The organism is Bradyrhizobium sp. ARR65 (assembly GCF_000472385.1).
In the GTDB taxonomy this organism is placed as follows: Bacteria; Pseudomonadota; Alphaproteobacteria; order Rhizobiales; family Xanthobacteraceae; genus Bradyrhizobium.
This window is the reverse complement of the sequence record NZ_AWZU01000015.1, coordinates 138,341-159,535: the sequence shown is the minus strand read 5'-3', so window position 1 is coordinate 159,535 and position 21,195 is coordinate 138,341. Positions and strand designations below refer to the sequence as shown.

At 63.4% G+C, this 21,195-nt stretch carries 20 protein-coding genes and 2 pseudogenes; 12 read left to right on the top strand and 10 right to left on the bottom strand.

Annotated elements, in window-relative coordinates; all coding sequences use genetic code 11:
- Window positions 1–1,492 (bottom strand): adenylate/guanylate cyclase domain-containing protein (locus tag F758_RS0118480; RefSeq protein WP_024509255.1); only part of this gene is annotated, 1,492 nt, incomplete at its 3' end.
- Window positions 1,493–1,873: 381 nt separating this feature from the next.
- On the opposite strand from F758_RS0118480, the pseudogene F758_RS51895 reads away from it, so the two are divergent.
- Window positions 1,874–2,144: pseudogene (locus F758_RS51895) on the top strand (acyl-CoA synthetase); the annotation flags it as partial.
- Between the two features lie 195 nt (window positions 2,145–2,339).
- On the opposite strand, the gene F758_RS0118475 reads toward F758_RS51895, so the two are convergent.
- Both F758_RS0118475 and F758_RS0118470 read right to left on the bottom strand, forming a co-directional pair.
- Window positions 2,340–2,582 carry a conjugal transfer protein TraD gene (locus F758_RS0118475; RefSeq protein WP_024509254.1) on the bottom strand — a complete coding sequence of 81 codons (243 nt, stop codon included), beginning with the start codon at window positions 2,580–2,582 and terminating at the stop codon, window positions 2,340–2,342.
- A 1-nt stretch (window position 2,583) separates the two neighbouring features.
- Window positions 2,584–2,910 (bottom strand): conjugal transfer protein TraD, encoded by a 327-nt coding sequence (locus F758_RS0118470; RefSeq protein WP_024509253.1) that lies wholly within the window; start codon window positions 2,908–2,910, stop codon window positions 2,584–2,586.
- A 171-nt stretch (window positions 2,911–3,081) separates the two neighbouring features.
- Here F758_RS0118470 and traA point away from each other — a divergent pair, with 171 nt between their 5' ends.
- Both traA and F758_RS47910 read left to right on the top strand, forming a co-directional pair.
- Window positions 3,082–6,084, top strand: coding sequence for a Ti-type conjugative transfer relaxase TraA (gene traA / locus F758_RS0118465; protein WP_024509252.1), 3,003 nt, complete (start codon window positions 3,082–3,084; stop codon window positions 6,082–6,084).
- Window positions 6,085–6,213: 129 nt separating this feature from the next.
- Window positions 6,214–6,429, top strand: a complete 216-nt coding sequence (locus F758_RS47910) for a helix-turn-helix transcriptional regulator (protein ID WP_084305495.1) — start codon at window positions 6,214–6,216, stop codon at window positions 6,427–6,429.
- 696 nt (window positions 6,430–7,125) lie between these two features.
- Here the strand turns inward: F758_RS47910 and F758_RS0118460 are convergent.
- The 3 genes from F758_RS0118460 to F758_RS0118450 are packed head-to-tail and all read right to left on the bottom strand — an operon-like array spanning window position 7,126 to window position 8,795.
- Window positions 7,126–7,404 (bottom strand): hypothetical protein, encoded by a 279-nt coding sequence (locus F758_RS0118460; protein ID WP_024509251.1) that lies wholly within the window; start codon window positions 7,402–7,404, stop codon window positions 7,126–7,128.
- Window positions 7,405–7,446: 42 nt separating this feature from the next.
- Window positions 7,447–7,770, bottom strand: a complete 324-nt coding sequence (locus F758_RS0118455; protein WP_024509250.1) for a hypothetical protein — start codon at window positions 7,768–7,770, stop codon at window positions 7,447–7,449.
- 35 nt (window positions 7,771–7,805) lie between these two features.
- Complete coding sequence (locus F758_RS0118450; protein WP_024509249.1) at window positions 7,806–8,795, bottom strand: ABC transporter substrate-binding protein; 990 nt, start codon at window positions 8,793–8,795, stop codon at window positions 7,806–7,808.
- Window positions 8,796–8,880: 85 nt separating this feature from the next.
- On the opposite strand from F758_RS0118450, the gene F758_RS49650 reads away from it, so the two are divergent.
- From F758_RS49650 to F758_RS0118415, 7 genes and pseudogenes are all read left to right on the top strand, one after another.
- On the top strand, window positions 8,881–9,150 hold the full coding sequence (locus F758_RS49650; protein WP_157450056.1) for a hypothetical protein: 270 nt from the start codon (window positions 8,881–8,883) through the stop codon (window positions 9,148–9,150).
- A 118-nt stretch (window positions 9,151–9,268) separates the two neighbouring features.
- Window positions 9,269–10,367, top strand: a pseudogene (locus tag F758_RS44190) (ABC transporter substrate-binding protein).
- On the top strand, window positions 10,345–11,361 hold the full coding sequence (locus F758_RS0118435; protein WP_024509247.1) for an ABC transporter permease: 1,017 nt from the start codon (window positions 10,345–10,347) through the stop codon (window positions 11,359–11,361). The pseudogene F758_RS44190 and the gene F758_RS0118435 overlap by 23 nt, the downstream one beginning before the upstream one ends.
- On the top strand, window positions 11,355–12,146 hold the full coding sequence (locus F758_RS0118430; RefSeq protein WP_024509246.1) for an ABC transporter ATP-binding protein: 792 nt from the start codon (window positions 11,355–11,357) through the stop codon (window positions 12,144–12,146). The genes F758_RS0118435 and F758_RS0118430 overlap by 7 nt, the downstream gene beginning before the upstream one ends.
- The gene (locus F758_RS0118425) at window positions 12,140–13,324 is read left to right on the top strand and encodes an acyl-CoA dehydrogenase family protein (protein WP_024509245.1); all 1,185 of its coding nucleotides are present in this window, start codon (window positions 12,140–12,142) and stop codon (window positions 13,322–13,324) included. The genes F758_RS0118430 and F758_RS0118425 overlap by 7 nt, the downstream gene beginning before the upstream one ends.
- A 23-nt stretch (window positions 13,325–13,347) precedes the next feature.
- Window positions 13,348–14,448 (top strand): LLM class flavin-dependent oxidoreductase, encoded by a 1,101-nt coding sequence (locus tag F758_RS0118420; RefSeq protein WP_024509244.1) that lies wholly within the window; start codon window positions 13,348–13,350, stop codon window positions 14,446–14,448.
- Entirely contained in the window at window positions 14,445–15,386 is a 942-nt protein-coding gene (locus F758_RS0118415; protein WP_024509243.1) for an ABC transporter substrate-binding protein, read from the top strand. Before F758_RS0118420 ends, F758_RS0118415 begins: the two co-directional genes overlap by 4 nt.
- A gap of 18 nt (window positions 15,387–15,404) precedes the next feature.
- On the opposite strand, the gene F758_RS0118410 is transcribed toward F758_RS0118415, so the two are convergent.
- The 3 genes from F758_RS0118410 to F758_RS49645 are packed head-to-tail and all read right to left on the bottom strand — an operon-like array spanning window position 15,405 to window position 17,899.
- The gene (locus F758_RS0118410; protein ID WP_024509242.1) at window positions 15,405–16,187 is read right to left on the bottom strand and encodes an alpha/beta fold hydrolase; all 783 of its coding nucleotides are present in this window, start codon (window positions 16,185–16,187) and stop codon (window positions 15,405–15,407) included.
- A 3-nt stretch (window positions 16,188–16,190) separates the two neighbouring features.
- Window positions 16,191–17,486 (bottom strand): O-acetylhomoserine aminocarboxypropyltransferase, encoded by a 1,296-nt coding sequence (locus tag F758_RS0118405; protein ID WP_024509241.1) that lies wholly within the window; start codon window positions 17,484–17,486, stop codon window positions 16,191–16,193.
- Window positions 17,450–17,899: a hypothetical protein gene (locus tag F758_RS49645; protein ID WP_157450055.1), complete on the bottom strand. Its 450-nt coding sequence runs from the start codon at window positions 17,897–17,899 to the stop codon at window positions 17,450–17,452. The genes F758_RS0118405 and F758_RS49645 overlap by 37 nt, the downstream gene beginning before the upstream one ends.
- On the opposite strand from F758_RS49645, the gene F758_RS0118400 reads away from it, so the two are divergent.
- On the top strand, window positions 17,871–19,343 hold the full coding sequence (locus F758_RS0118400) for a putative sulfate exporter family transporter (protein WP_024509240.1): 1,473 nt from the start codon (window positions 17,871–17,873) through the stop codon (window positions 19,341–19,343). The genes F758_RS49645 and F758_RS0118400 overlap by 29 nt on opposite strands.
- 10 nt (window positions 19,344–19,353) lie before the next feature.
- A complete protein-coding gene (locus F758_RS50870) occupies window positions 19,354–19,509 on the top strand; it encodes a hypothetical protein (protein ID WP_198026525.1) in 156 nt (51 codons plus the stop codon).
- Between the two features lie 123 nt (window positions 19,510–19,632).
- Here the strand turns inward: F758_RS50870 and F758_RS0118390 are convergent, their stop codons facing one another.
- Window positions 19,633–21,147, bottom strand: coding sequence for a Do family serine endopeptidase (locus F758_RS0118390; protein ID WP_024509239.1), 1,515 nt, complete (start codon window positions 21,145–21,147; stop codon window positions 19,633–19,635).
- Between the last annotated feature and the right edge of the window lie 48 nt (window positions 21,148–21,195).

Sequence of the window (21,195 nt, the reverse complement as noted above, 5' to 3'; positions counted from 1 at the left end):
CTCGGCCGATGCGCCCGAGCGCCACGTTGGTCACATGCGCGTAGGCAGGCCATGGCGGCTTGAACTCCGGCCGTGCCGTGATCAGCAACAGCACCGGCAAATATTGCACGCGCTCTATCACGAGCGTCAGGATTTCCAGCGTCGTTGGATCGATCCAGTGCACATCCTCGTAAACGAGCAGCATGGGTTGGCGCGCCGCCAGCCGCTCCAGCTGCGCCAGCAGGGCTGCCAGGGTCTTCTCCTTGCGCTTTTGCGGGCTCAGCTCGGGAACAGGGTAGCGCTCAGCGCTCGAGATCGACAGCAACGCGGCAATGAGGCCGATTTCCTCAGGCGGCGCATCGGATTGGACTAGCACGGCTTCCAGCTTGGTGAGCTTCTCCTGGACCGTGTCGTCGCGCGTGAAGCCAGCGGCCCTTTCAAGCTGGCCGATCACTGGGTGCAACGCGGTGTCCTGGTGATGCGGAGAGCAAAAATGGCGCAGCCGGGTGTGCGAATCGCCTTGTAGATGCGCCTGGAGCGCAGCCGCAATGCGAGATTTGCCGATGCCCGCCTCGCCGGCGAGGACCACCACGCGTCCTTGGCCGGACTTGGCCTGCTGCCAGCGTCGCAGCAGCAACTCGAACTCCTCAGTCCGACCGACGAGCGGCGTCGTCCGGCCTGAGTGCAAGGCCTCGAAACGGCTCTCAATGGAGCTGCCCCGCAGCACTGCCCAGGCCCGCGTCGGTCCGGCAAGGCCCTTCAGCTCCTTGGCCCCGAGATCAATGAGCTCAAAGAGATCGCCGAGCAGCTTTCGTGTGCCTTCGCTGATCACGACGCTGTCCGGCTCCGCGATTCCCTGCAGGCGTGCGGCGAGGTTCGGCGTCTCGCCGACGATCCCACGTTCCTGGGCTTCCCCGGACCCAATGATGTCACCGACCACGACGAGGCCGGTTGCAATGCCGACGCGAGTTTGCAGCAGGGCGCGGGTCTTGAGCGCCCTCACGGCCGCGGTCAGCTCCAGTCCCGCCCGCACGGCGCGTTCAGCATCGTCCTCGTGAGCCTTGGGGTAGCCAAAATACACCAGGACCCCATCACCCATGTATTTCGCCACGAAGCCGTCGAAGCGCCGCACTGTCTTGGCTACGCATTTCTGATACGCCGAGATGACCTCGCGCAAATCCTCCGGGTCCATGCGGGCGGAGAGTGCAGTCGAGCCGACGAGATCGGTGAACATCACCGTCACATGGCGGCGCTCGGCATCATGCTCTCGCTCGGCATCATGCTCTTGCTTCGGCTCGGGCGCGGCTGCGGACTGAACCGTGGCGGTCGTGGTGGTGCCAATATCCCGAATCGCGCGCAAAATCTTCCGACGATGCCCCAGCGAAACGCCCAGCTGTTCCAGGTCGCGATCCGTTAGCTCGGGGAGAACGTCGATATCGATGTCGTTTTCGGCAAAACGGCCCGCATACTCAGACAATCCGAGCGAGGCCAGCCACTCGGTAATCGTAGCCACTGGATTTCCCCTCGCGGCTGTACAACAAGGAGAGGGTACATCAAAGCCCGGCCGGTTTGAATAGGCGGATATTGGCAGTGCGCGGTCGTCGGCCTTGCCACTATGCGACCACAAAGCTGCGCGCGTCGTCCTGGTGTTCGGGAATCCCTACAACGGCTGTCTTGGAGGCGCAGAATTTCGCCCAGTGCAGCGCTTCTCAAGCAAATCGCCGCGACGATAGGCCGCTTCAACCTTGCTACTGATTGCATGTGCTAGCACCATCTCGTTGCTGGCCTCACGCTAAGTCATTGGTTCGGGTCGCGACCACGATAAAAGAAGCTATGCTCGGCACCGGGATGCGACCTTGGACAGCCTAAAGACATCCATCGCAATCAAAGCCAAGGCGGCTGGTTTCACTCCGGCGATCTAGCGTGCTCGACGAGCACGGCTAGGTCATCGCCAAGTGTTCGAAAGAAATCATCATCTCAGAGGACGCGAATATCTCCTCCGTCCAGGTCGAGGACATCCTCTAGAAGCAAAGGCCGTGGCCTTTGGCAGCCGTGCTGCAAAGCTTCATCCGAAATGGGGCGAAGTGCCGTGCGCCTTCACTGAACAGAAGCGCGCTAATTTAGCCCAGCCGCAGATGATAGGCTTCTGCCGTGAGCACATGTCGTAGTTGACGGAGATCAAGGAGAAGGACCTTCTGCTCGTCGCCGGCGCAAGCGTTGGCGGGCGCCCCTAGCTAGAGGCCCCCTTCTGCCTATTGCCCGGAGCTCTAGCGAGCTCCGGGCTCTTCTGGTGACAGGCACGAGAGCGAAGGCGGCCCGCGATATTCTTTGCGATCATTCATCTAACCGTAGTTGGCAAGCTAATCTGTCCCCTTGTGTGTTGCCGGGTCCGCATCGAACGCCTGCTTCCCCTTTGCGGCCCAGAGCGCTCGTGCCCGTTCGCCTTGATCGCTCTCGAGCTTGTCGGCCATCCAAAGCAGCGCGCCAAGGATGGTGGCGCGATCATCGCCGGTTAGGTTGACGAGTCCAGCTTTCACGATGAGGCCGCCGAGTTCAATGAGATGCCGCGTGCGCTTGCGGCGCTCGACCTGCCACGAGCGCATGTCATGCCGCGCCCTTGCGGCCTGATGCCGGTTGCGCGCCGCCCGGTTGCGCCGCAACGCCGCCAGCGTCGCGCCCAGGTGCTGGAGCAGATCGCCGCGACCGCCCTTGGAAAAACGTGGCACCGCGTTTCGCCCATGCCTCCCGTTTTGCGGCGTCCTTCGTCTCGGCCAGCACGATCAGCGCGCCTGCTAGTTCGTCGGCACTGAGCGCGTCGGCTCCGGTTGCAATGACCAGTTCGCCGAGCTGCTGCACTTTGCGGCTCTTGAGGTCGCGGGCCTTGTCCTGAAGCGCTTTCAGTTCTCCGTCGAAATCCCGCGGCTTGCGCATCACGTCCTCCACCAATGTTGATGGAGCGATGATAGTTGAGCCTTGGGCATAATGCTGTAAGGTCGCCGGGACGGTTTGAGACGGTGTAATCCCGCCCGAGAATTTTTCGAGGGAGGGCGCGCTTATACGTCGTTCCGACGTGCGCTTCGCTGTGCCACTGATCTGATCGCGATGGCGATCTATCATCTTCACGTCAAGGTCATTGGCCGCAAGTCTGGCTCCAGCGCGGTGGCCTCTGCTGCCTACCGGTCGGGCTCGCGGCTGCGCGACGAGCGGCTTGATCGCAGCCACGATTTTTCCGGAAAGCGCGGCGTCGTCCATTCCGAGGTGATGCTGCCCGAAAATGCGCCGGAGGCATGGAGCGACCGCGAACGGCTCTGGAACGATGTCGAGACGTTCGAAGTCCGGAAAGATGCCCAGCTTGCCCGCGAGGTCGAATTCGCCATCCCGCGCGAATTGACGCAGGCCCAGGGCATCGAACTGGCCCGCGACTTCGTTCGTAGCGAATTCGTCGATCGGGGCATGATCGCCGATCTCAATGTGCATTGGGACGTGGCCGACGACGGCATGCCTAAACCCCATGCCCATGTCATGCTGACCATGCGCGCGGTGGACGAGAGCGGTTTTGGCCCGAAGGTGCGGGACTGGAACCGCACCGAGTTGGTCGAGCGCTGGCGAAGGCGCTGGGCGGAGATAGCCAACGAGCGCCTGGCCGAACTCGACATCGACGCCCGTATCGACCATCGCAGCCTGGAAGCACAAGGCATTGCGCTTGAGCCGCAAAGCCAAGTCGGCGCGTCGGCACAGCGGATCGAGGGTGAAGGGTTCGATGCCGCCGACCGCGCCGAGATGCACCGCGAGATCGCGCGCGGCAATGGCGAGAGGATCATTGCGGATCCTTCCCTTGGCCTGGACGCGATCACCCAGCAGCAATCGACGTTCACACAGCGCGACATGGCGAAGTTTGCGCATCGGCACAGTGACGGGATCGACCAGTTCAATGCGGTGATGGGCGCGATGCGCGGCGCGCCCGATCTGGTCGAGCTCGGCCAGGATGCTCGCGGCGAGGACCGCTTTACCACCCGCGACATGATCCAGGCCGAACGGCGTCTGCACCATGCTGCCAGACTCATGGCGGAATGGGAACGACATGAGGTGAACGACGCCGAAAGGCAAGCGGCGGTGGCGCGTGCGGAAGCACGCGGTCTTGTTCTGTCCGGCGAGCAGGCTGACGCGCTGGCGCATATCACGGACGGGCGCGATCTAGGCATTGTGGTCGGCCATGCCGGAACGGGAAAGAGCGCGCTGCTGGGGGTGGCACGGGACGTCTGGGAATCGGCGGGCTATGAGGTCCGGGGTGCGGCGCTGTCCGGCATCGCGGCGGAAAATCTCGAAAGCGGATCGGGCATACCCTCCCGCACCATTGCCAGCCTGGAGCACGGCTGGGGACAGGGCCGTGACCTGCTCACGAACAGCGATGTCCTGGTGATCGATGAGGCCGGCATGGTCGGCACGCGGCAGCTGGAGCGCGTGCTGTCCCATGCGGCAGCGGCCGGCGCAAAGGTCGTGCTGGTCGGGGATCCGCAGCAGTTGCAAGCAATAGAAGCGGGCGCGGCGTTCCGGTCGATCCATGAGCGTCACGGCGGGGCGGAAATCGGCGAGGTGCGCCGTCAGCGCCAGGACTGGCAGCGCGACGCCACGCGTGATCTGGCGACTGGCAAAATCGACCAGGCGCTTGGAGCCTATCGCGCGCACGGCATGGTGCATGAGGCCCCGACCCGCGAAGAGGCGCGCGGCGATCTGATCGAGCGCTGGGACCGCGAGCGGCAGGCCTCGCCCGACCAGAGCCGGATCATCCTCACCCACACCAACGACGAAGTCCGGGCGCTTAACGAGGCCGCGCGCGAGCGGATGCGGGCCGCCGGCGATCTGGGCGATGAGGTGCGTGTGACGGTCGAGCGCGGCGAGCGAAGCTTTGCCAGCGGAGACCGCATCATGTTCCTGCAAAATGAGCGCGGCCTTGGCGTGAAGAACGGCACGCTCGGGACCATCGAACAGGTCAGCGCGCATTCCATGACCGTGCAGACCGACGATGGCCGATCCGTTGCCTTCGACCTCAAGGACTATAACCGGATCGACCATGGCTATGCCGCGACCATCCACAAGGCGCAGGGCATGACGGTGGACCGGACCCATGTGCTGGCGACCCCGGGGATGGATGCCCATGCGAGCTATGTCGCCCTCTCGCGGCACCGCGACGGCATGGAGCTGCATTATGGCTGCGACGATTTTGCGGGCGAGGGTCGCCTTGTCCGCACCCTGTCGCGCGACCGGGCCAAGGACATGGCCTCGGACTATGATCGTGCCGATCCGGTCCAGAGCTACGCCGAGCGGCGTGGGATCACCTTCCGCGAGCGCGTGGCCGAGATTGTGCGCAAGGTCGTACCGGAAAAGCTGCGCGGCGTGCTCGACGGCCTTCGCGCTCCTTCGGATGTGGCCGACCCGGACGGCGGACGGAGGCCGGAGCGGGAAACGCCGGGAAGGGAAAGGAGCGGTATGCAGACCGACCCGCGGCGCGAAACCCAAGCGCCGGAAAGGAAGGTGGCGGAAGACCCAGAAAAGGAATTGCGTCGCCTGCGCACCCGAGCGCTCCTGCGCCATGCCCGCGCCGTCGATGCGATCTTCGAGGCCCAGGAGATGGGTGGCAAGGCAAGTCCCGAGCAGGTCAAGGAATTGCAGCAGGCCCGCAAGGGTTTCGAGGAGCTGCGACCCTATGGCTCGCGTGACGCCGAAGCCGCCTACAAGAAGAACCCGGAGCTGGCCCGCGAGGTGGCTGGCGGCCAGGTCAGCCGCGCCGTCCGCGCACTCCAGTTCGAAACCGAGCTGCGGACCAATCCGAGCCGCCTCGCCGATCGCTTCGTGGAGCGCTGGCAGAACCTCGATCAGGCCAGCCTGCGCCAGTATCAGGCGGGCGACATGTCCGGCTATAAGGCCACGCGCTCGGCGATGGGCGACATGGCGAGAGGCCTTGAACGCGAACCGCAACTGGAATCCATCCTCGCCAACCGCAAGATCGAGCTCGGCATTGCGTTTGAGTCAGGCCGCCGGCTCGGCCTCGAACTCGCCTTCAGCCTCGGCATCGACCTTGGCAGAGGCCGCGGCCTCGGAATTTGACCCATCCGATTTACCGCCGATCCTTCGCCAGAGTACGGCGACGCCAAAAACTCTCTTGCGCGCCCGCGACGGCCTGCCCTGTCTAGTCTCAGACCTCGTCAGAAACAGCGAGCAGGAGGCAGCGCAGCCATGCGCGAACCAGACCGTATCATCCGTTTGAAAACTGTCCTTTCCCGGACCGGGCTGTCCCGGTCCACTATCTACCGCAAGATCGCCGACGGTACGTTCCCGGCTCAGCTCAAGATCAGCACCAACGGGACTGGATGGCATGAATCCGACATCAACCGCTGGATCGCAGATCCCGCCTCGTGGCATCCGAAACGCGAGTTAGATGAAGTCCGGTGAGGTTGGGTTGTACCGTTTTCTCAGGCAGCTGCTCCGGGCCTCCGCAGCCAAACCCGAGTCTGGAAGGTCGGCATGCCGACCAGCCAGGCTGCCGTCTACCGTCGACAAGACTTCAACAACACGCAGAGCCCTCTTGTCCACGCGATGGTCGCCGTTGCGCACTTCCGAATAAGCCGGCGGCCGTACAGGAACTCGCGCGGCGGGATAAGGGTCGGTCCAAACTCAGGGCCTCGCGGTAATGCACGCTTACGCCTGAGCGCCAGCTTCGCCTGCTAGCCGTCTGTGGTTCGCGGGCTAAGATCCGTCCGCACGCTGGATGCGAGTTCGTGGTGTATGTATGAGTGTATGTAGCCAAACGGTGCGTGCTATCGATCCCATAAAATGGGCGTCTCTTACATTTTTTTGGCGGACACTCTCTCCGCCAGTGCTCACTCCCCTGCAGGCTTCGACCTGACGGACGCCGCCTTCGGCGTAGCTTCATCGGCATCTCACCGCCGCAAATCTGTTCGCAAGGGGCGCGACAGTCGGCAAGGGCTCCGAAGATGGCTTGGCGGCCGGGCGCGTGCCCTCATCGATCATGTCAAGGATCTGGCTGAACGGGAGCGGCTCACGTTCAAATAGGCCTTGCAAACAAGCTTGGTCACAAAAAGCCCGCCGGCACGGCCGGCGGGCTCTCAGCGGCCGGTCAAATCCGGCTTATTTCTCGCGCTGGTCGTTCATGTTGCGCTGATCGTTCATACGGTCGCCGGGCGAATATTCGGAGGCGCCTTTGCTGGAGCCACGCGACATCCCGGTGGTGTTCTTGTCCTGCATGCGATCGCCGGGGCTATATTCCGATGCGCCCTTGCCGGTGTCGGTCGTCGAGTTTTGCATCTCGTGACCGGGTGACATGCTCGATGCTCCCTTTTCCGCCGCATTGGCAAAAGGCCCGGTTCCAAGCAGCACCGCGGCCGCGACGATGAGCGTCTTCTTCATCGATGTTCTCCATTGCTGGGCAAGTGCCCGACAACGAAGCGGTCAGGGGCGTGTTCCCAACGACTCGGCAAAGTTGATCGGAGGCAGGTCACGAAGATGCACAACAAAGAAACAATTCGCGTGTTCGGAAAACTCCTCGGCGATCTCGCGATAGAGCGAAAGCTCGGCATCGGACGCCGAGCGGGTTCGTGAGGTTGGATTGTCGTTCCATTCTTCGCGTTTGCTCATGTAGAACTCGGCAATCGCGCGCGCAAACCAGGCTGCGCCGGAAAATTCCTCTGCCTGCGACAGGCAGTCGGCCTCGAATGCGAATCGTGGCTCGTCGTCGACGTCCAGGACGAAGATGGGACGCTGCGCGTGCGGCATGAGCCAGTCCTTGCTCGAGCGTATGGAGTGCCTCACTAATCCGAGCTGCCGGCCGCCGTGAAGCTGCGGTCCACGGCTTTGCCGATGTCGAGCTGTTTGCTCAGAATGCCGTAGCGCGTCGCGCGATCGGATGCCTGCTGCACCTCCTTGATGATGTCGTCGTCGATCGCAATCGGGCTGGTGTGTTGTGCCGTGTAGGCCGCAAGTAACACGTCCTCGGGCAGCCTCGTCAGCTCGGCTGTGTTCCTGGCGTACTCCGCGAGATGGTCGAGTGACCACAGTCGCGCCTTGTTCAAGCGCTGCACGAGATCGGCCACCGCCTCGCGTTTGGTCGCGATCGCGCTGTCCGAAGCCACGATGAAGGTGATCGTCGGCGTCAGCCCCGCGCCATCAGCGACGACGCGCGCATTGTCCCTCAACTTGGCAAAGGAGACATAGGGCTCCCACACCGCCCAGGCATCGATCGAGCCTGCAAGCAGCGCGATCTTGGCGTCAACGGGGTCAAGCGGCGCGAAGATTGCGTCCTCTATCTTGCCTCCGTCCTTCTCCAGCGTCGCGTCAATCAGGAACTGGCCCCAGCCGCCGCGTGTACCCGCAACGCGCTTTCCCCTGAGGTCGGCAGCCGACTTTATTGGCGAATCCTGGCGGACCAGGATCGCCTGAGTCCTGGGATCGGAGCGCGTGCCTCCGACCGCCTTGATCGGCGCGCCGGTGGCGTAGACGGAGAGAAAAGCGAGATCACCGGTATAGCCGACGTCGAGCGCGCCGGCGTTGAGCGCTTCGAGAATGGGCGCGGCGGCGGGGAATTCCGACCACTGGATTTTGTACGGCAAGTCCTTTGCAAGGCCGGAAATTTCCAGCAGCGAGCGATTGCCGCCCTTCTGGTCGCCGACCCGAAGCACAATGCCGTCGGCCGCAAATGCGGCGATGGCTATGCACAGCGAGAGCGCCGCGGCAAGCAGCGCAGCGATGGCGTTGCGCGCAGTTGAGTTCGATTGGATCGTCCATTTACCGCGTGGGCTCATTGTCCATGCCTGTCTGCCGCATGTCGTCGTGACATGATGAGGAACGTGTAGGGAGTCTATGAGCCGGCCTCGTGCAGTCAATGAAATGACTAACCGAATTGGCGTCGACGCGAACAACGAATGTGTCGCCATCGGCATGCGCGTTAGAAAGCGATATCCGCGAGTTACCCGGCTGCTGAAGACCCATGCAACTAAATGCGCAGCGAATCGCGAGATCGCGCCGGTAAGGCTCGAAAATCCTTTCATCGCCATTGTGGGCGGCGGTGGAGACAATCAATCGCCGACGCGGAACATTCGAAATTCCATTTCATTGACGATGATGCGATCGCACCGCATCATTTGCGTGTTGAACTGATCGGCGAGAAGCCGCCAGGCGGACCACTTACTCTGAACGAAGCTTCTTGGTTTCAAGGCGCGCAACGCGAAGGCGTTCGCGCGCAATGGCGGAGCTTTGTCCAATGCGAGGTACTGAAATGTCTAATGACGAAAATCGCGGCGGATCGCCGCTCGATCGCCGCGCGGTGCTGCGTGCCGGCCTTGCTGCGGCCATGGCCCTGCCGGCCGGTGCGATCGGCGCGCAGGCGTTTTCGCCGCGCGCCATGCGACCCGCGACTGACTTCTCACAATTTCCGCTCTGCAAGACATCGTCCGATGCGCCAGCTCTGACCGGCGCGCCACGCAAACTGAAATTGTCGTGGAATGCCGGCGCGGTGTGCCTAGCTCCGCTCCCCGTTGCGATCGATCACGGCTTCTTCCAAAAGCAAAATCTCGACGTCGAGCTCGTCAATTACTCAGGTTCAACCGATCAGCTCCTGGAGGCGATCGCGACCGGCAAGAGCGATGCCGGGCTTGGCATGGCGCTGCGCTGGCTCAAACCGCTGGAGCAGGGGTTTGACGTCAAGATCGCCGCCGGCACGCATGGCGGCTGCATGCGCGTGCTGACGCGAGCCGATTCCGGCGTAGGCAAGCTCGCCGATCTCAAAGGCAAGATCGTTGCGGTCGGCGACCTCGCCGGACCTGACAAGAATTTCTTCTCGATCCAGCTCGCCAAACTCGGCATCGATCCCAACAAAGAGGTCGATTGGCGCGCTTATCCCGGAAACCTCCTTAATGTGGCGGTCGAAAAGGGCGAGGTGCACGCTTTCCTCTCATCCGATCCGTTGGCTTATCTGTGGCTGAAGGATGCCGCCTATAAGGAGGTTGCTTCCAATCTCGACGGTGAGTACCGCGACAAGACCTGCTGCATCGTCGGCCTTCGCGGCAGCCTTGTGCGCGACGAGCCGCAGGTGGCGCGCGCGGTGACGCAGGCGCTGCTCGATGCGGCGATGTTCACGTCGCAAAATCCGCAATTGGCGGCTAAATCCTTCCAGCCCTATGCGCCGAAGGCGGCGACGCTCGCCGATCTCGAAGGCATGGTGCTATCACACCCACCACCATCATCCCGTCGGCGAGGTGCTCAAGCGCGAGCTCAAATCCTATGCGGATGATCTGAAGGTGATCTCGGTGTTCAAGCCCTCGACCGACACCGCCAAATTCGCGGAGCGTATCTATGTCGACCTATTCTCTGTCTGAGACGGGCGCCGGCCCCCCCGAAACTGCGACGCAGGGGTTGCGGGACTTCCTGCGCGTATCCGGCCCGGGTGTCGCCGCGAGTGCGGCGTGGGTCGCGTTCGGCCTGTCGTGCCTGTTGTGGGAAGATGTCGGCGATTGGTCGCGCACGCATTCGCTCGGCATCGGCGCCTTCGTGGTCGCGGCCGTCGTGCTGCTCGGCACGTTCTCCGCCGACTATCTCGGCGGCGCCGGCCGTGCCTTGCGGATCCGCGCGCCATGGCTCTTGGCGCTCGGGCTCTACTTCGCACTGTGGGAGGTGGCCACCGCGAAATTCGCGTGGCTGCCGCTGCCGTTCTTCCCGCCGCCGCAAGCCATCATCGAGGTCTATACCGACGATCTGCCGAAACTTTTCGACAGCGTGTTTGCTTCGGTCAAGCTGCAGCTCGGCGGCTATCTGATCGGCGCCGCGCTTGGTTTTATCACCGGCGTATCGATCGGGTGGTCGCGCAGGGTCGGCTATTGGGTACATCCGGTGCTGCGCTTCATCGGACCGCTGCCGGCAACCGCCTGGCTGCCGATCGCCTTCTTCACCTTTCCTTCGAGCTGGAGCGCCTCGACCTTCTTGATCGCGCTGGCGACCGGGTTTCCCGTCACCGTGCTGACCTGGTCGGGCGTCGCAAGCGTCAGCAGTGCCTATTACGACGTCGCGCGCACGCTCGGCGCCAAGCCGTCGTTCCTGGTGTTGAAAGTGGCGATTCCGGCCGCGTTGCCGCATGTCTTCGTCGGCCTGTTCATGGGGCTCGGCTCGTCCTTCGCGGTGCTGGTGGTCGCCGAGATGATCGGCGTCAAGGCGGGGCTTGGCTGGTATCTGCAATGGGCGCAAGGCTGGGCCGCCTACGCCAACATGTATGCCGCGCTGATCGTGATGTCGTTGCTGTGCTCGGGCGCGATCACGCTATTGTTCTGGACCCGCGACCGGCTGTTGGTTTGGCAGAAGGGAGTGGTCAAATGGTAGCGGCCGCCGAAGCGATCACCTATCCCGCCGCGGGCGCGGGACTCGACGTCGAGAACGTCAGCCATGCCTTCGATATCGATGGCGCAGCGCTGCCGGTGCTGCAGGAGGTGAACCTCGTCATCGAGCCCGGCGAATTCGTCGCGCTGCTTGGGCCGTCGGGCTGCGGCAAGTCCACGTTGTTGCGGCTCGTCGCCGGCCTGGAGCGGCCCCGGTCCGGCGTGTTGCGCGAGGACGAGACCCGCATCACCGCGCCCAATCCGTCGCGCGTGGTGGTGTTCCAGGATCCGACGCTGTTTCCATGGCGGCCGGTCTGGGACAATGTCGCGCTCGGTCTGGAGGCGCAAGGCATCCTGAAGCATCACCGGCAGCGGGTCGACGATGCGCTCGAGCTGGTCGGGTTGTCGACGTTCCGCAACGCCTATCCGCATCAACTGTCCGGCGGCATGGCACAGCGCGCCGCGCTCGCGCGGGCGCTGGTCAACGATCCAAAGATCCTCATTCTCGACGAGCCGCTCGGCAAGCTGGATTCGCTGACGCGCATTACCATGCAGGCCGAGCTTGTCGCGCTTTGGCAGCGTAAGGGCTTTACCACACTGCTGGTTACGCATGATGCGGAGGAGGCGCTGGTCCTTGCCAATCGCGTCATCGTGCTCAGCGAGCGGCCGGCGCGGATCAAGGCCGATATAGCGGTCGAGCGTCCTTATCCGCGTCATCGCGGCGATCCTTATCTGGCGGGCCTGCGCCGGCAGATTCTTGGCCTGCTCGGATTGGAGGCGACATGGTGAGGGTGCTTGGGACCGTCGCCGCAAGCGAGCGCGCACAGCCGCCCGAGCCCGATCTCTTTGAACGGGCCTCGGAGCTTGCCGCGCGCTTTGCGGAGCGGGCAGGCGCGCATGATCGCGAGGCGAGCTTTCCGTTCGAGAATTTCAAGGACCTCTCCGAGGCGGGGCTGCTGGCGCTGACGGTGCCGGCGGCGCTTGGCGGACTGGGCGCCGGCGCCCGCGACGCGGCGCGCATCCTCGGCGTTTTCGGCAAGGCCGATCCGTCGACCGCGCTGGTGCTATCGATGCATTACATCCAGCATTTGGTGATGGCCAAAAGCACGCGCTGGCCCGGCCGGCTTGCGCGCAAGCTTGCCAAGGAGACCGTCGACGGCATCGCGCTCATCAATGCGCTTCGTGTCGAGCCGGAGCTGGGTTCGCCCTCGCGCGGCGGACTGCCCGCCACCATCGCGCGGCGCACCGAAACGGCCTGGCGACTCACGGGCCGCAAGATCTATTCGACCGGCGCGCCGATCCTGAAATGGTACGCGGTGTGGGCCAGGACCGACGAGCCGGAGGTGCGCGTCGGCCTGTTCCTGGTTCCGGCCGCCCTGCCGGGCACGCGCATTGAGCAGACCTGGGACCATCTGGGCTTGCGTGCCTCGGGCAGCCATGACGTGATCTTCGAGGACGTCGCTTTTCCGCTCGACTACGAAATCGACGTGCGAAAGCCGGAAGACTGGGCCACGCCGGATTTCACGCAAGCAACCGTCCACGCGATCTTCATCGCAGCAATCTATGACGGCGTCGCCCGCGCCGCACGGGAGTGGCTGATCAGGTTTCTGCACGAGCGCGTACCGGCCAATCTCGGCGCGCCGCTTGCGAACCTGCCGCGCACGCAGGAAATCCTGGGCGGCATTGAAGCGCGGCTCGCCGTGAACGCGCGCCTGATCGACAGTTTTGCGGTCGATTTCGATGACGGTGTTCTGCTCAACGCGGCCGAAGCCAACGTGATCAAGCTGACCGTGACCAATAATGCGGTGGCAGTGGTCGAAGATGCGCTGTCGCTGACCAGCAATCATGGCCTCACGCGCGCCAATCCGCTGGAGCGGCATTTTCGCGATGTGCTGTGTGGGCGGGTTCACACCCCGCAGGACGACGCGACGCGCGTCAGCCTCGGCCGGGCCGCGCTCGGCCTTTGAAGAGCATCAAACCGGAGATCACCATGTCAATCGAGTTCATCGGCTATATCAGCAACAACAACTCATCGGAGACGATCGTCCGCCAGGGGCCGGTGCTCGATCCGACCCATATCGAGACGCTAGCGAAGGCGCATGAGAACGCGGGCTTCGATCGCGCGCTGCTCGCGTTTCATTCGACCACGCCCGACAGCCTGCAGGTCGCCCAGCACGTGCTCTCCGTGACCGAGCGGCTCAACGTGCTGATCGCGCAGCGGCCCGGCTTCACGGCGCCGACCCTGCTCGCGCGTCAATTCGCGGTGCTCGACCAATTCTCCAAGGGCCGAGTCGCCTTGCATGTCATCACCGGCGGCAATGCCAAGGAGCTGCGGCAGGACGGCAACACGCTCGATGACAAGGACGAGCGCTACGCGCGTACCAGCGAATTCCTGGACATCGTGCGGGCCGAATGGACCAGCGACAAGCCATTCAACTACGCGGGAAAATACTACCAGGTCCAAAACGCGTTCTCGCAGGTCAAGCCCTATCGTTCGGAAGGCATCAGGATCTACTTTGGCGGTGCCTCCGATTCGGCCATCGAGGTTGCCGGCAAGCATGCCGACACTTTCGCACTGTGGGGCGAGTCCTATGCCCAGGTGCGGGATGTGACGTCGCGCGTTCACAACGCGGCAGTCAAGCATGGCAGGCCGACCCCGCGGTTCAGCCTGTCGGTGCGGCCGATCCTTGCCGACACCGAGGAAAAAGCCTGGGCCAAGGCCGAGGCCATTCTGGAACAGGCCACGCGGCTGCAGGACCAGACCGGCTATCGCAAGCCCGCGGACGGCCATGCCACCGCCGGCGCGCGGCGCCTGCTTGCACTAGCCGACCAGGGCAAGCGGATCGACAAGCGCCTGTGGACCGAGATCGCCAAGCTCACCGGCGCCAACAGCAATACCACCGCGCTGGTCGGCACGCCCGAGCAGGTCGCCGAAGTGTTCGGCGACTACTACGATCTTGGTATCAGCCATTTCCTGATCCGCGGCTTTGATCCGCTGATCGATGCCATCGAGTATGGCCGCGAGCTGATCCCGTTGACGCGCAAGCTGATCGCGGACCGGCAGGCTGCGAAGGGGCTGGCCGCGGAATGATCCGGTTTGTGGTTGCCGTTGCGCTCTTCGTTGGGGCTGGCAGTGTCGCCGGCGCGCAAACTTTGCTGCGCGTCGGCGATCAGAAGGGAAATTCGCAGGCCGTCATGGAAGCGGCGGGCGTGTTGAAGGATGTTCCCTACAAGATCGAGTGGAAGGAGTTTGCGGCCGCGGCACCCCTGCTCGAAGCGCTCGGGGCAGGGGCGATCGACACGGGTCTGGTCGGCGATGCGCCTTTCACCTTTGCTGCCGCCGCCAACATCGCGGTGAAGGCGATCGCGGCAATCAGGCAATCCAGGGAGGGGCTTGCGATTCTCGTTCCTGAGAAATCGCCGATCAAAAGCTTCGACGATTTGAAGGGCAAGAAGATCGCGACCGGCCGTGGCTCGATCGGCCATCAGCTCATCCTTGCCGCGCTGGAAGCAAAGGGATGGACGGCGAGCGATGTGAAGATCGTTTTCCTCGCGCCGTCCGACGCCAAGGTCGCCTATAGCCAAGGCTCGGTCGATGCCTGGTCGACCTGGGAACCCTATGTCAGCCAGGAGGAGGTGTTGTTCAAGTCCCGCCGCATCATGACAGGCGAAGGGCTAACACCAGGCCTAAGCTTCGAGGTCGCCAGGCCGGAGGCCATCAGAGACAAGCGCGACGCGCTTGCGGATTTCGTCCGGCGTCTCGCCGCCGCGCGGGCATGGTCGCTTGGCAATGTCAATGGTTACGCCGAGTCCTGGGGCAAGCTGATGAACATCCCGCCGGCGGTCGCGGTAAATTGGCTGTCGCGTGCAAAGATCCGGATCACGCCGATCGACGACAGTGTCGTGGCCGGCGAGCAGCAGACGATCGATCTTTATGTCCGCTCCGGGCTGATCAGGCAGAAGTTGGAAGCATCGGCCATTGTCGACCGCTCCTTCGCGGCAGCGATCGCCAAGGGAGCGGGACTGTGACCCGCCCCGTCTCATCTCTCATCCTGTGAGGGCCGCCAGCAACTCGTCGGGGCGCTCGGTCATCAGCATATGGCCTGCGCCCGGGAGCACGATGGTACGTGCGTTGGGGATCGCTGCCGCGAGCGCCTTGCCGGCCTTGGCGGGTGTCATCATGTCTCGCTCGCCGAGAATGACGGTGGTCGGCACGCTGACTTTTGCTGCCGCCGTGAGCGCATCCTGATATGAGTTGCAGGCGTTGAGATCGGCATACAGCACGCCCGGCGCGCAATGCTGCAGCACGCGTTGCGCGCCGCCATGCATCCACAAACCGGGTGCGAGGCTGCCGCCGAGTTCTGCGGCAAAACCCAGGCCCCAGATCGAGACCATATCGATCGCCGCCGGATCGTTGGCCTCCGCCGCCTTCAGAAGGTCGGGGCCGACGGTCATGGTGGCTGCCGTGCCGATCAGGCTGAGCGCCGGAACTTTGTCCGGATGCCGCGCCGAAGTCTCCAACGCGATCAGCGAGCCCATGGAGTGACCGATCAGATGCGCCTTGGCCGCGCCGGCCGCAGTCAGCAGGCCCGCGATCCAGTCCGCCATCGCGGTGATGCTTTTCAGGGGCGGGCCTGCCGAACGGCCGTGTCCAGGTAGATCCGGCACCAGCACGGAAAATCCATGATGGGCGAACCAGCGGCTGTGCAGTGCCCAGGTCGAATGATCGAAGCCTGCGCCATGGATCAGGACAATGGCCGGTTGCTTGGCATCGAATTCGCGGCCGCCGGTCGCAACGAAGGCATCGACGCCGTTGACGGACAAATTCATGGCTCAAACCTTTTGCGAGGCGCGCAGCGCGAAGGAGAGATCGTCGATGATGTCTTGCGCGGCTTCAATGCCGACCGAGAGCCGCACCAACTCTTCGCCGATGCCGGCGACCTTCAACTGCTCGGCATCCATCTGCTGATGCGTGGTCGAGGCGGGGTGAATGACCAAAGTTTTGGCGTCGCCGACATTGGCGAGATGGCTGATCATCCGCAGCGATTCAATAAATTTGCGTCCCGCGGCGCGGCCGCCCTTGATGCCGAAGCTGACGATCGAGCCGGCGCCGCGTGGCAGCAACCGCTTTGCCAATTGATAGTCCGGGTGGTCCTCCAGCGCAGGGTGCAGCACCCATTCGACCGCCTTGTTGCTCTTCAGCGCATCAAGCACGGCGTGGGTGTTTTGCATGTGCCGCTCCATGCGGACCGGCAGCGTCTCGACCCCTTGCAACAGTTGGAATGCGTTGGTCGGCGACAGGCAAGCACCGAAATCGCGCAAGCCCTCCGTGCGCGCGCGCATAATGAAGGCGGCGGCTCCGAACTGTTCGTCAAAGACGATGCCGTGATAGCCGGCATAGGGCTCGGTGAGCAGGGGAAATTTTCCGGAAGCGCGCCAGTCGAAGTTGCCGCCGTCGATGATGGCGCCTCCGATCGCAATGCCGTGGCCGCCGAGCCATTTTGTCACGGAATGCATGACGATATCCGCGCCATGCTCGGCCGGGCGGCTGAGGTAAGGCGTCGCGAAGGTGTTGTCGATGAGGAGCGGGATCTTTGCGTCATGCGCGATGGCCGCGACGGCGGGAATGTCGAGCACTTCAAGCCCGGGATTGCCGATGGTCTCGGCGATCACGAGTTTTGTGTTCGGCTTGATGGCGGTGCGAAACGCTTCGAGGTCGCGCGGCTTGACAAAGCTCGTGGTGATGCCGAAGCGCGGCAGCGTATGTGCCAGCAGGTTGATGGTGCCGCCATAGAGGGATGCCGAGGCGACGATATGGTCGCCGGCATTGAGCAGTGTGGCGATCGCAAGGTGCATTGCCGCCATGCCGCTTGCGGTGCAGATCGCGCCGACGCCGTTCTCCAGCGCTGCCAGCCGCTCCTCGAGCACGGCCGTGGTCGGATTGGAAATGCGGGTGTAGATGTGCCCGGCGCGCTCCAGATTGAACAATGCCGCCGCGTGATCCGAATCGTCAAACACATAGGATGTCGTCTGATAGATCGGCACCGCACGGGCGCCGGTCGTGGGATCCGGATGCTGGCCTGCGTGCAGGCTCAAGGTTTCAAACGCTGGTGGCTTCGGCGCGGGCATTTTGTCTCCTCGCGGATCGGCAGGATGCGGAGGTGTTGTGCCATAAACGGCGGCCGGGCGTCAGCTTTTTTGGGGTGTCCCTTTTCGATGAATCGGCTGGTCCGGGCACCGTCATTCCGGGGCAATGCGTCAGCATCGAACCGGAATCTCGAGATTCCGGGTTCACGCTTCGCGTGCCCCGGAATGACGGCGTCTGAGCCACAAGCTGCCGCAAGAGACCTAAAAAAGAAACTCCCCTCTGTCGGCTCCCATTCGCCAGCAGGTTCATTCTCCTGCTTCGATGAAGAAAGAAATTCTGTGAGATTGTCTGTTTCGCCGTGCGTGATTTCATAGACGGCATCGATTTTCACGGCGCTTTTTGCGCCTGTTCTGCTGGGGATCACGATGTCGGACATTGCGGTGAAGTCGGCCACGACGGCCGCCTCGAAGGAGAATTTAAGTGAAGACTGGCTTGCGGTCGTCATCGGCGTGCTTGTGTTCGCGCTGGCGCTGTTCAGCCTCAGCGGTCGCGATCTCCTGGGCTGGGCGGTGACGACGTCCGTTTATACCGACATCACCGCCGCGCTCGCACCCGTAGCCAAGGCGTATGCGGGGCTCGGCGGCGTGGGCGCGCTGCTTGCGACCTATGCCGCGCTGCTGGTCGTGCTCAGCGCGGGCGTGGCGGCGCTCGGCGCCGACGTGAAGAAATTCGCTATTGCCTTCACCGTCGTGTTCGCCATCGCCTATGCGAGCTGGGTCGTCGGCAGCTACGCGCATATCGCGGCCGTGACCCCAGCGGAGCAGCAAAAATTCGGCATTTCCTGGTCGCTCAAGCTCACCAACGAGGGGGGCTTCGTGGTGGCGCTGTTGTCCGGCCTCGTGATCGCCAATTTGTTTCCGCGCTTTGCGGAATGGCTGAAGGAGGCGATCCGTCCCGAGCTCTACATCAAGATAGCGATCGTGATCCTGGGAGCGACGGTTGCGGTCACCGCCGCGGGACGGCTCAACCTCGCCTCCTCGATCCTCTTGCGCGGCGTTGCCGCGATCATCGAGGCCTATCTGATTTATTGGTCGGTGGTCTATTTCGTCGCGCGCAAATGGTTCGGCTTTTCCCGCGAATGGTCGGTGCCGCTCGCGTCGGGCATTTCGATCTGCGGCGTTGCCGCGGCGATTGCCACCGGCGGCGCCATTCGCGCGCGTCCCGCGGTGCCGGTCCTGGTGTCCTCGCTCGTCGTGGTGTTCGCGGTGGTCGAGGTCTTGATCCTGCCGTTTCTGGCACAGGCGTTCCTGTGGCAGGAGCCGCTGGTCGCGGGCGCCTGGATGGGGCTTGCAGTGAAGACCGATGGCGCTGCGGTCGCCGCCGGCGGCATCACGGAATCGCTGATCCTGGCGAAAGCGGCCGCGGAAGGCGTGAAGTATCAGCCGGGCTGGATTTTGGCGACGACCGCGACCGTCAAGGTGTTCATCGACATCTTCATCGGCGTCTGGGCTTTCATCCTCGGCTATATCTGGACCAACCATATCGACAAGCGCGCGGACAAGGCGAAGGCCGGCGAGATCTGGGAGCGCTTCCCCAAATTCATCCTCGGCTTTGTCGGGGTATTCGCGATCTCGCTATGGCTTGCGCTCGGCACTACGCCTGACATCGCCAGGGCGCTGCCGGCGGCCGCGGGCGAGGCGAACGTGTTCCGCGTGATCTTCTTCATCCTGACCTTCTTCTCGATCGGCGTGCTGTCGGATTTCCGCAAGCTTTGGCAGGATGGCTTCGGCAAGCTTGCTGTGGTCTACCTCGTCTCGCTGTTCGGCTTCGTGATCTGGGTCGGCTTGTTGATCTCGTGGCTGTTCTTCGCCGGGTTCAAGCCGCCGCTCGCGAGCTAAGGAGATTTCGATGTCGTCGTCTGGTGTAAAAGTCGAAGAGGGAAGCAATGCCGGCGAGCCGCTGCTGCCGATCGAGAAGAAGCTGATCGGCTACAGCCTCGGTCTCGGCATTGTGCTGTTGATTGTTTTGGTCGGGCTCAATCATCTGTTCCCGGTGAAACTGTAGATTGATCCGATTGGATTGAGGCAGACTCCGAACTATCACCGTCACCCTGACCGCAAGAAAAGAGCGCCCGCCGCCGCGCCTGGAGAACGCGCGGGCGGCGGGCCCTTGCCGCCTAAGCCGGGATCAACCGATCGGCATGGCGACGAAGTGAGTGTTGTCGGCGGTCTTCACCCGCATCAGCACGTCATGCTTGCCCTGGCTCTTGGCATCGGCCAGCGCCTGGCGCAGCTCGCTTGCAGAGGACACGCTCTTGCCGGCCACTTCGAGGATCACGTCGCCGGACTGGAAGCCGTGCTCGGCGGCCTTGCCATCCGGATCGACCTCGGTGACCACCAGACCCTTGCCGCCGGCACCGGCGACTTCGCCCGCCGGTGCGACCGAGAGGCCGAGGTGTGGCACGCCGGGGCCGGAGAAGTCTTCGTGATTGCCTGCATTGGCCTGCTTCTGGTTCGGCATGGTCGCAAGCGTCACTTCGATGGTCTTCGACTCACCCTTGCGCAGGATGTCGAGCTTTGCCGTGGAGCCGGGCGCCATGGTCGAGATCTGGCGCGCGAGATCGCGCGAGTCCTTGACCGCCGTGCCGTTGACCGCCGTGATGACGTCGCCCGCCTGGATGCCGGCCTTTGCCGCCGGCGTATCCGGCTGGGCTTCGTCGACCAGCGCGCCTTCAGCCTTCTTCAGCCCAAGGCTTTCGGCAATGCCGGCGGTGACCGGCTGCACCTGCACGCCAATATAGGCGCGCGTCACGGAGCCGTGCTCCTTGAGCTGGGCGATCACGGCCTTCGCGGTCTGCGCCGGGATATCAAAGCCGATGCCGACCGATCCGCCGGTGGGCGAATAGATCGCGGTGTTGACGCCGATCACGTTGCCGTTGGTGTCGAAGGTCGGGCCGCCCGAATTGCCCTTGTTGATGGGCGCGTCGATCTGGATGTAGTCGTCATAAGGACCGGCGCCGATTTCGCGGCCTTCGGCCGAGATGATGCCGGCGGTCACGGTGCCGCCGAGGCCGTAGGGGTTGCCGACGGCGACCACCCAGTCGCCAACGCGCGGCTTCTGATCCTCGAAATTGGCGTAAGCAAAATCCTTGCCTTTGCCGTCCACTTTGATCAGCGCAAGATCGGTCTTCGGATCGGTGCCGATGACCTTCGCGTCGTAGATCGTGCCGTCGTCCGTCGTGACCTGGACCGACGTGGCGTGGTCAACCACGTGGTTGTTGGTCACGGCATAGCCGTCGGCTGAAATGAAGAATCCGGAACCGACTCCGGTGATGACCTGATGGCGCTGCAGCCCTTTCGGATTGCCATCGAAGCCGTATTGACGGAAGAATTTTTCAAATGGCGTGCCTTCGAAGGGCACGAGCTCGTTGCTGTTCTGGCCGAGCATGTTGTCGGTGGCGCTTTGGTCGACCTTCACGCGCACGGAAATCACCGCCGGCTTTACCTTGGCGACAAGGTCGGCAAAGCCGGTCGGCCCTTGCTGCGCCGCTTGCGTCGCGGCGAACGCTGGTTCGGCGAAATGGCCGTTGCTGAGAGGGCCGCCCAGCACCAAGGCGGAGCCGAGCACTGCAGCCGAGCCAAGGAGCGCGAGCCGCCGGGTGGATAGTATCTGACGAATTGGATGTTCCTTGCCTTCTGTCATCGCGAAATCTCCAAGTAATGCTTGAGCCCCGTGGCCTTGCTTGGAGAC

Bases quoted from the DNA above. Each gene is read 5' to 3' on its own strand.
- F758_RS0118475 (WP_024509254.1), bottom strand. From the start codon at position 2,582: ATGCGCTCGTGGCAGGTCGAGCGCCGCAAGCGCACGCGGCATCTCATT.
- F758_RS0118470 (WP_024509253.1), bottom strand. From the start codon at position 2,910: ATGCGCAAGCCGCGGGATTTCGACGGAGAACTGAAAGCGCTTCAGGAC.
- traA (WP_024509252.1), top strand. From the start codon at position 3,082: ATGGCGATCTATCATCTTCACGTCAAGGTCATTGGCCGCAAGTCTGGC.
- F758_RS47910 (WP_084305495.1), top strand. From the start codon at position 6,214: ATGCGCGAACCAGACCGTATCATCCGTTTGAAAACTGTCCTTTCCCGG.
- F758_RS0118460 (WP_024509251.1), bottom strand. From the start codon at position 7,404: ATGAAGAAGACGCTCATCGTCGCGGCCGCGGTGCTGCTTGGAACCGGG.
- F758_RS0118455 (WP_024509250.1), bottom strand. From the start codon at position 7,770: ATGCCGCACGCGCAGCGTCCCATCTTCGTCCTGGACGTCGACGACGAG.
- F758_RS0118450 (WP_024509249.1), bottom strand. From the start codon at position 8,795: ATGAGCCCACGCGGTAAATGGACGATCCAATCGAACTCAACTGCGCGC.
- F758_RS49650 (WP_157450056.1), top strand. From the start codon at position 8,881: ATGACTAACCGAATTGGCGTCGACGCGAACAACGAATGTGTCGCCATC.
- F758_RS0118435 (WP_024509247.1), top strand. From the start codon at position 10,345: ATGTCGACCTATTCTCTGTCTGAGACGGGCGCCGGCCCCCCCGAAACT.
- F758_RS0118430 (WP_024509246.1), top strand. From the start codon at position 11,355: ATGGTAGCGGCCGCCGAAGCGATCACCTATCCCGCCGCGGGCGCGGGA.
- F758_RS0118425 (WP_024509245.1), top strand. From the start codon at position 12,140: ATGGTGAGGGTGCTTGGGACCGTCGCCGCAAGCGAGCGCGCACAGCCG.
- F758_RS0118420 (WP_024509244.1), top strand. From the start codon at position 13,348: ATGTCAATCGAGTTCATCGGCTATATCAGCAACAACAACTCATCGGAG.
- F758_RS0118415 (WP_024509243.1), top strand. From the start codon at position 14,445: ATGATCCGGTTTGTGGTTGCCGTTGCGCTCTTCGTTGGGGCTGGCAGT.
- F758_RS0118410 (WP_024509242.1), bottom strand. From the start codon at position 16,187: ATGAATTTGTCCGTCAACGGCGTCGATGCCTTCGTTGCGACCGGCGGC.
- F758_RS0118405 (WP_024509241.1), bottom strand. From the start codon at position 17,486: ATGCCCGCGCCGAAGCCACCAGCGTTTGAAACCTTGAGCCTGCACGCA.
- F758_RS0118400 (WP_024509240.1), top strand. From the start codon at position 17,871: ATGTCGGACATTGCGGTGAAGTCGGCCACGACGGCCGCCTCGAAGGAG.
- F758_RS50870 (WP_198026525.1), top strand. From the start codon at position 19,354: ATGTCGTCGTCTGGTGTAAAAGTCGAAGAGGGAAGCAATGCCGGCGAG.
- F758_RS0118390 (WP_024509239.1), bottom strand. From the start codon at position 21,147: ATGACAGAAGGCAAGGAACATCCAATTCGTCAGATACTATCCACCCGG.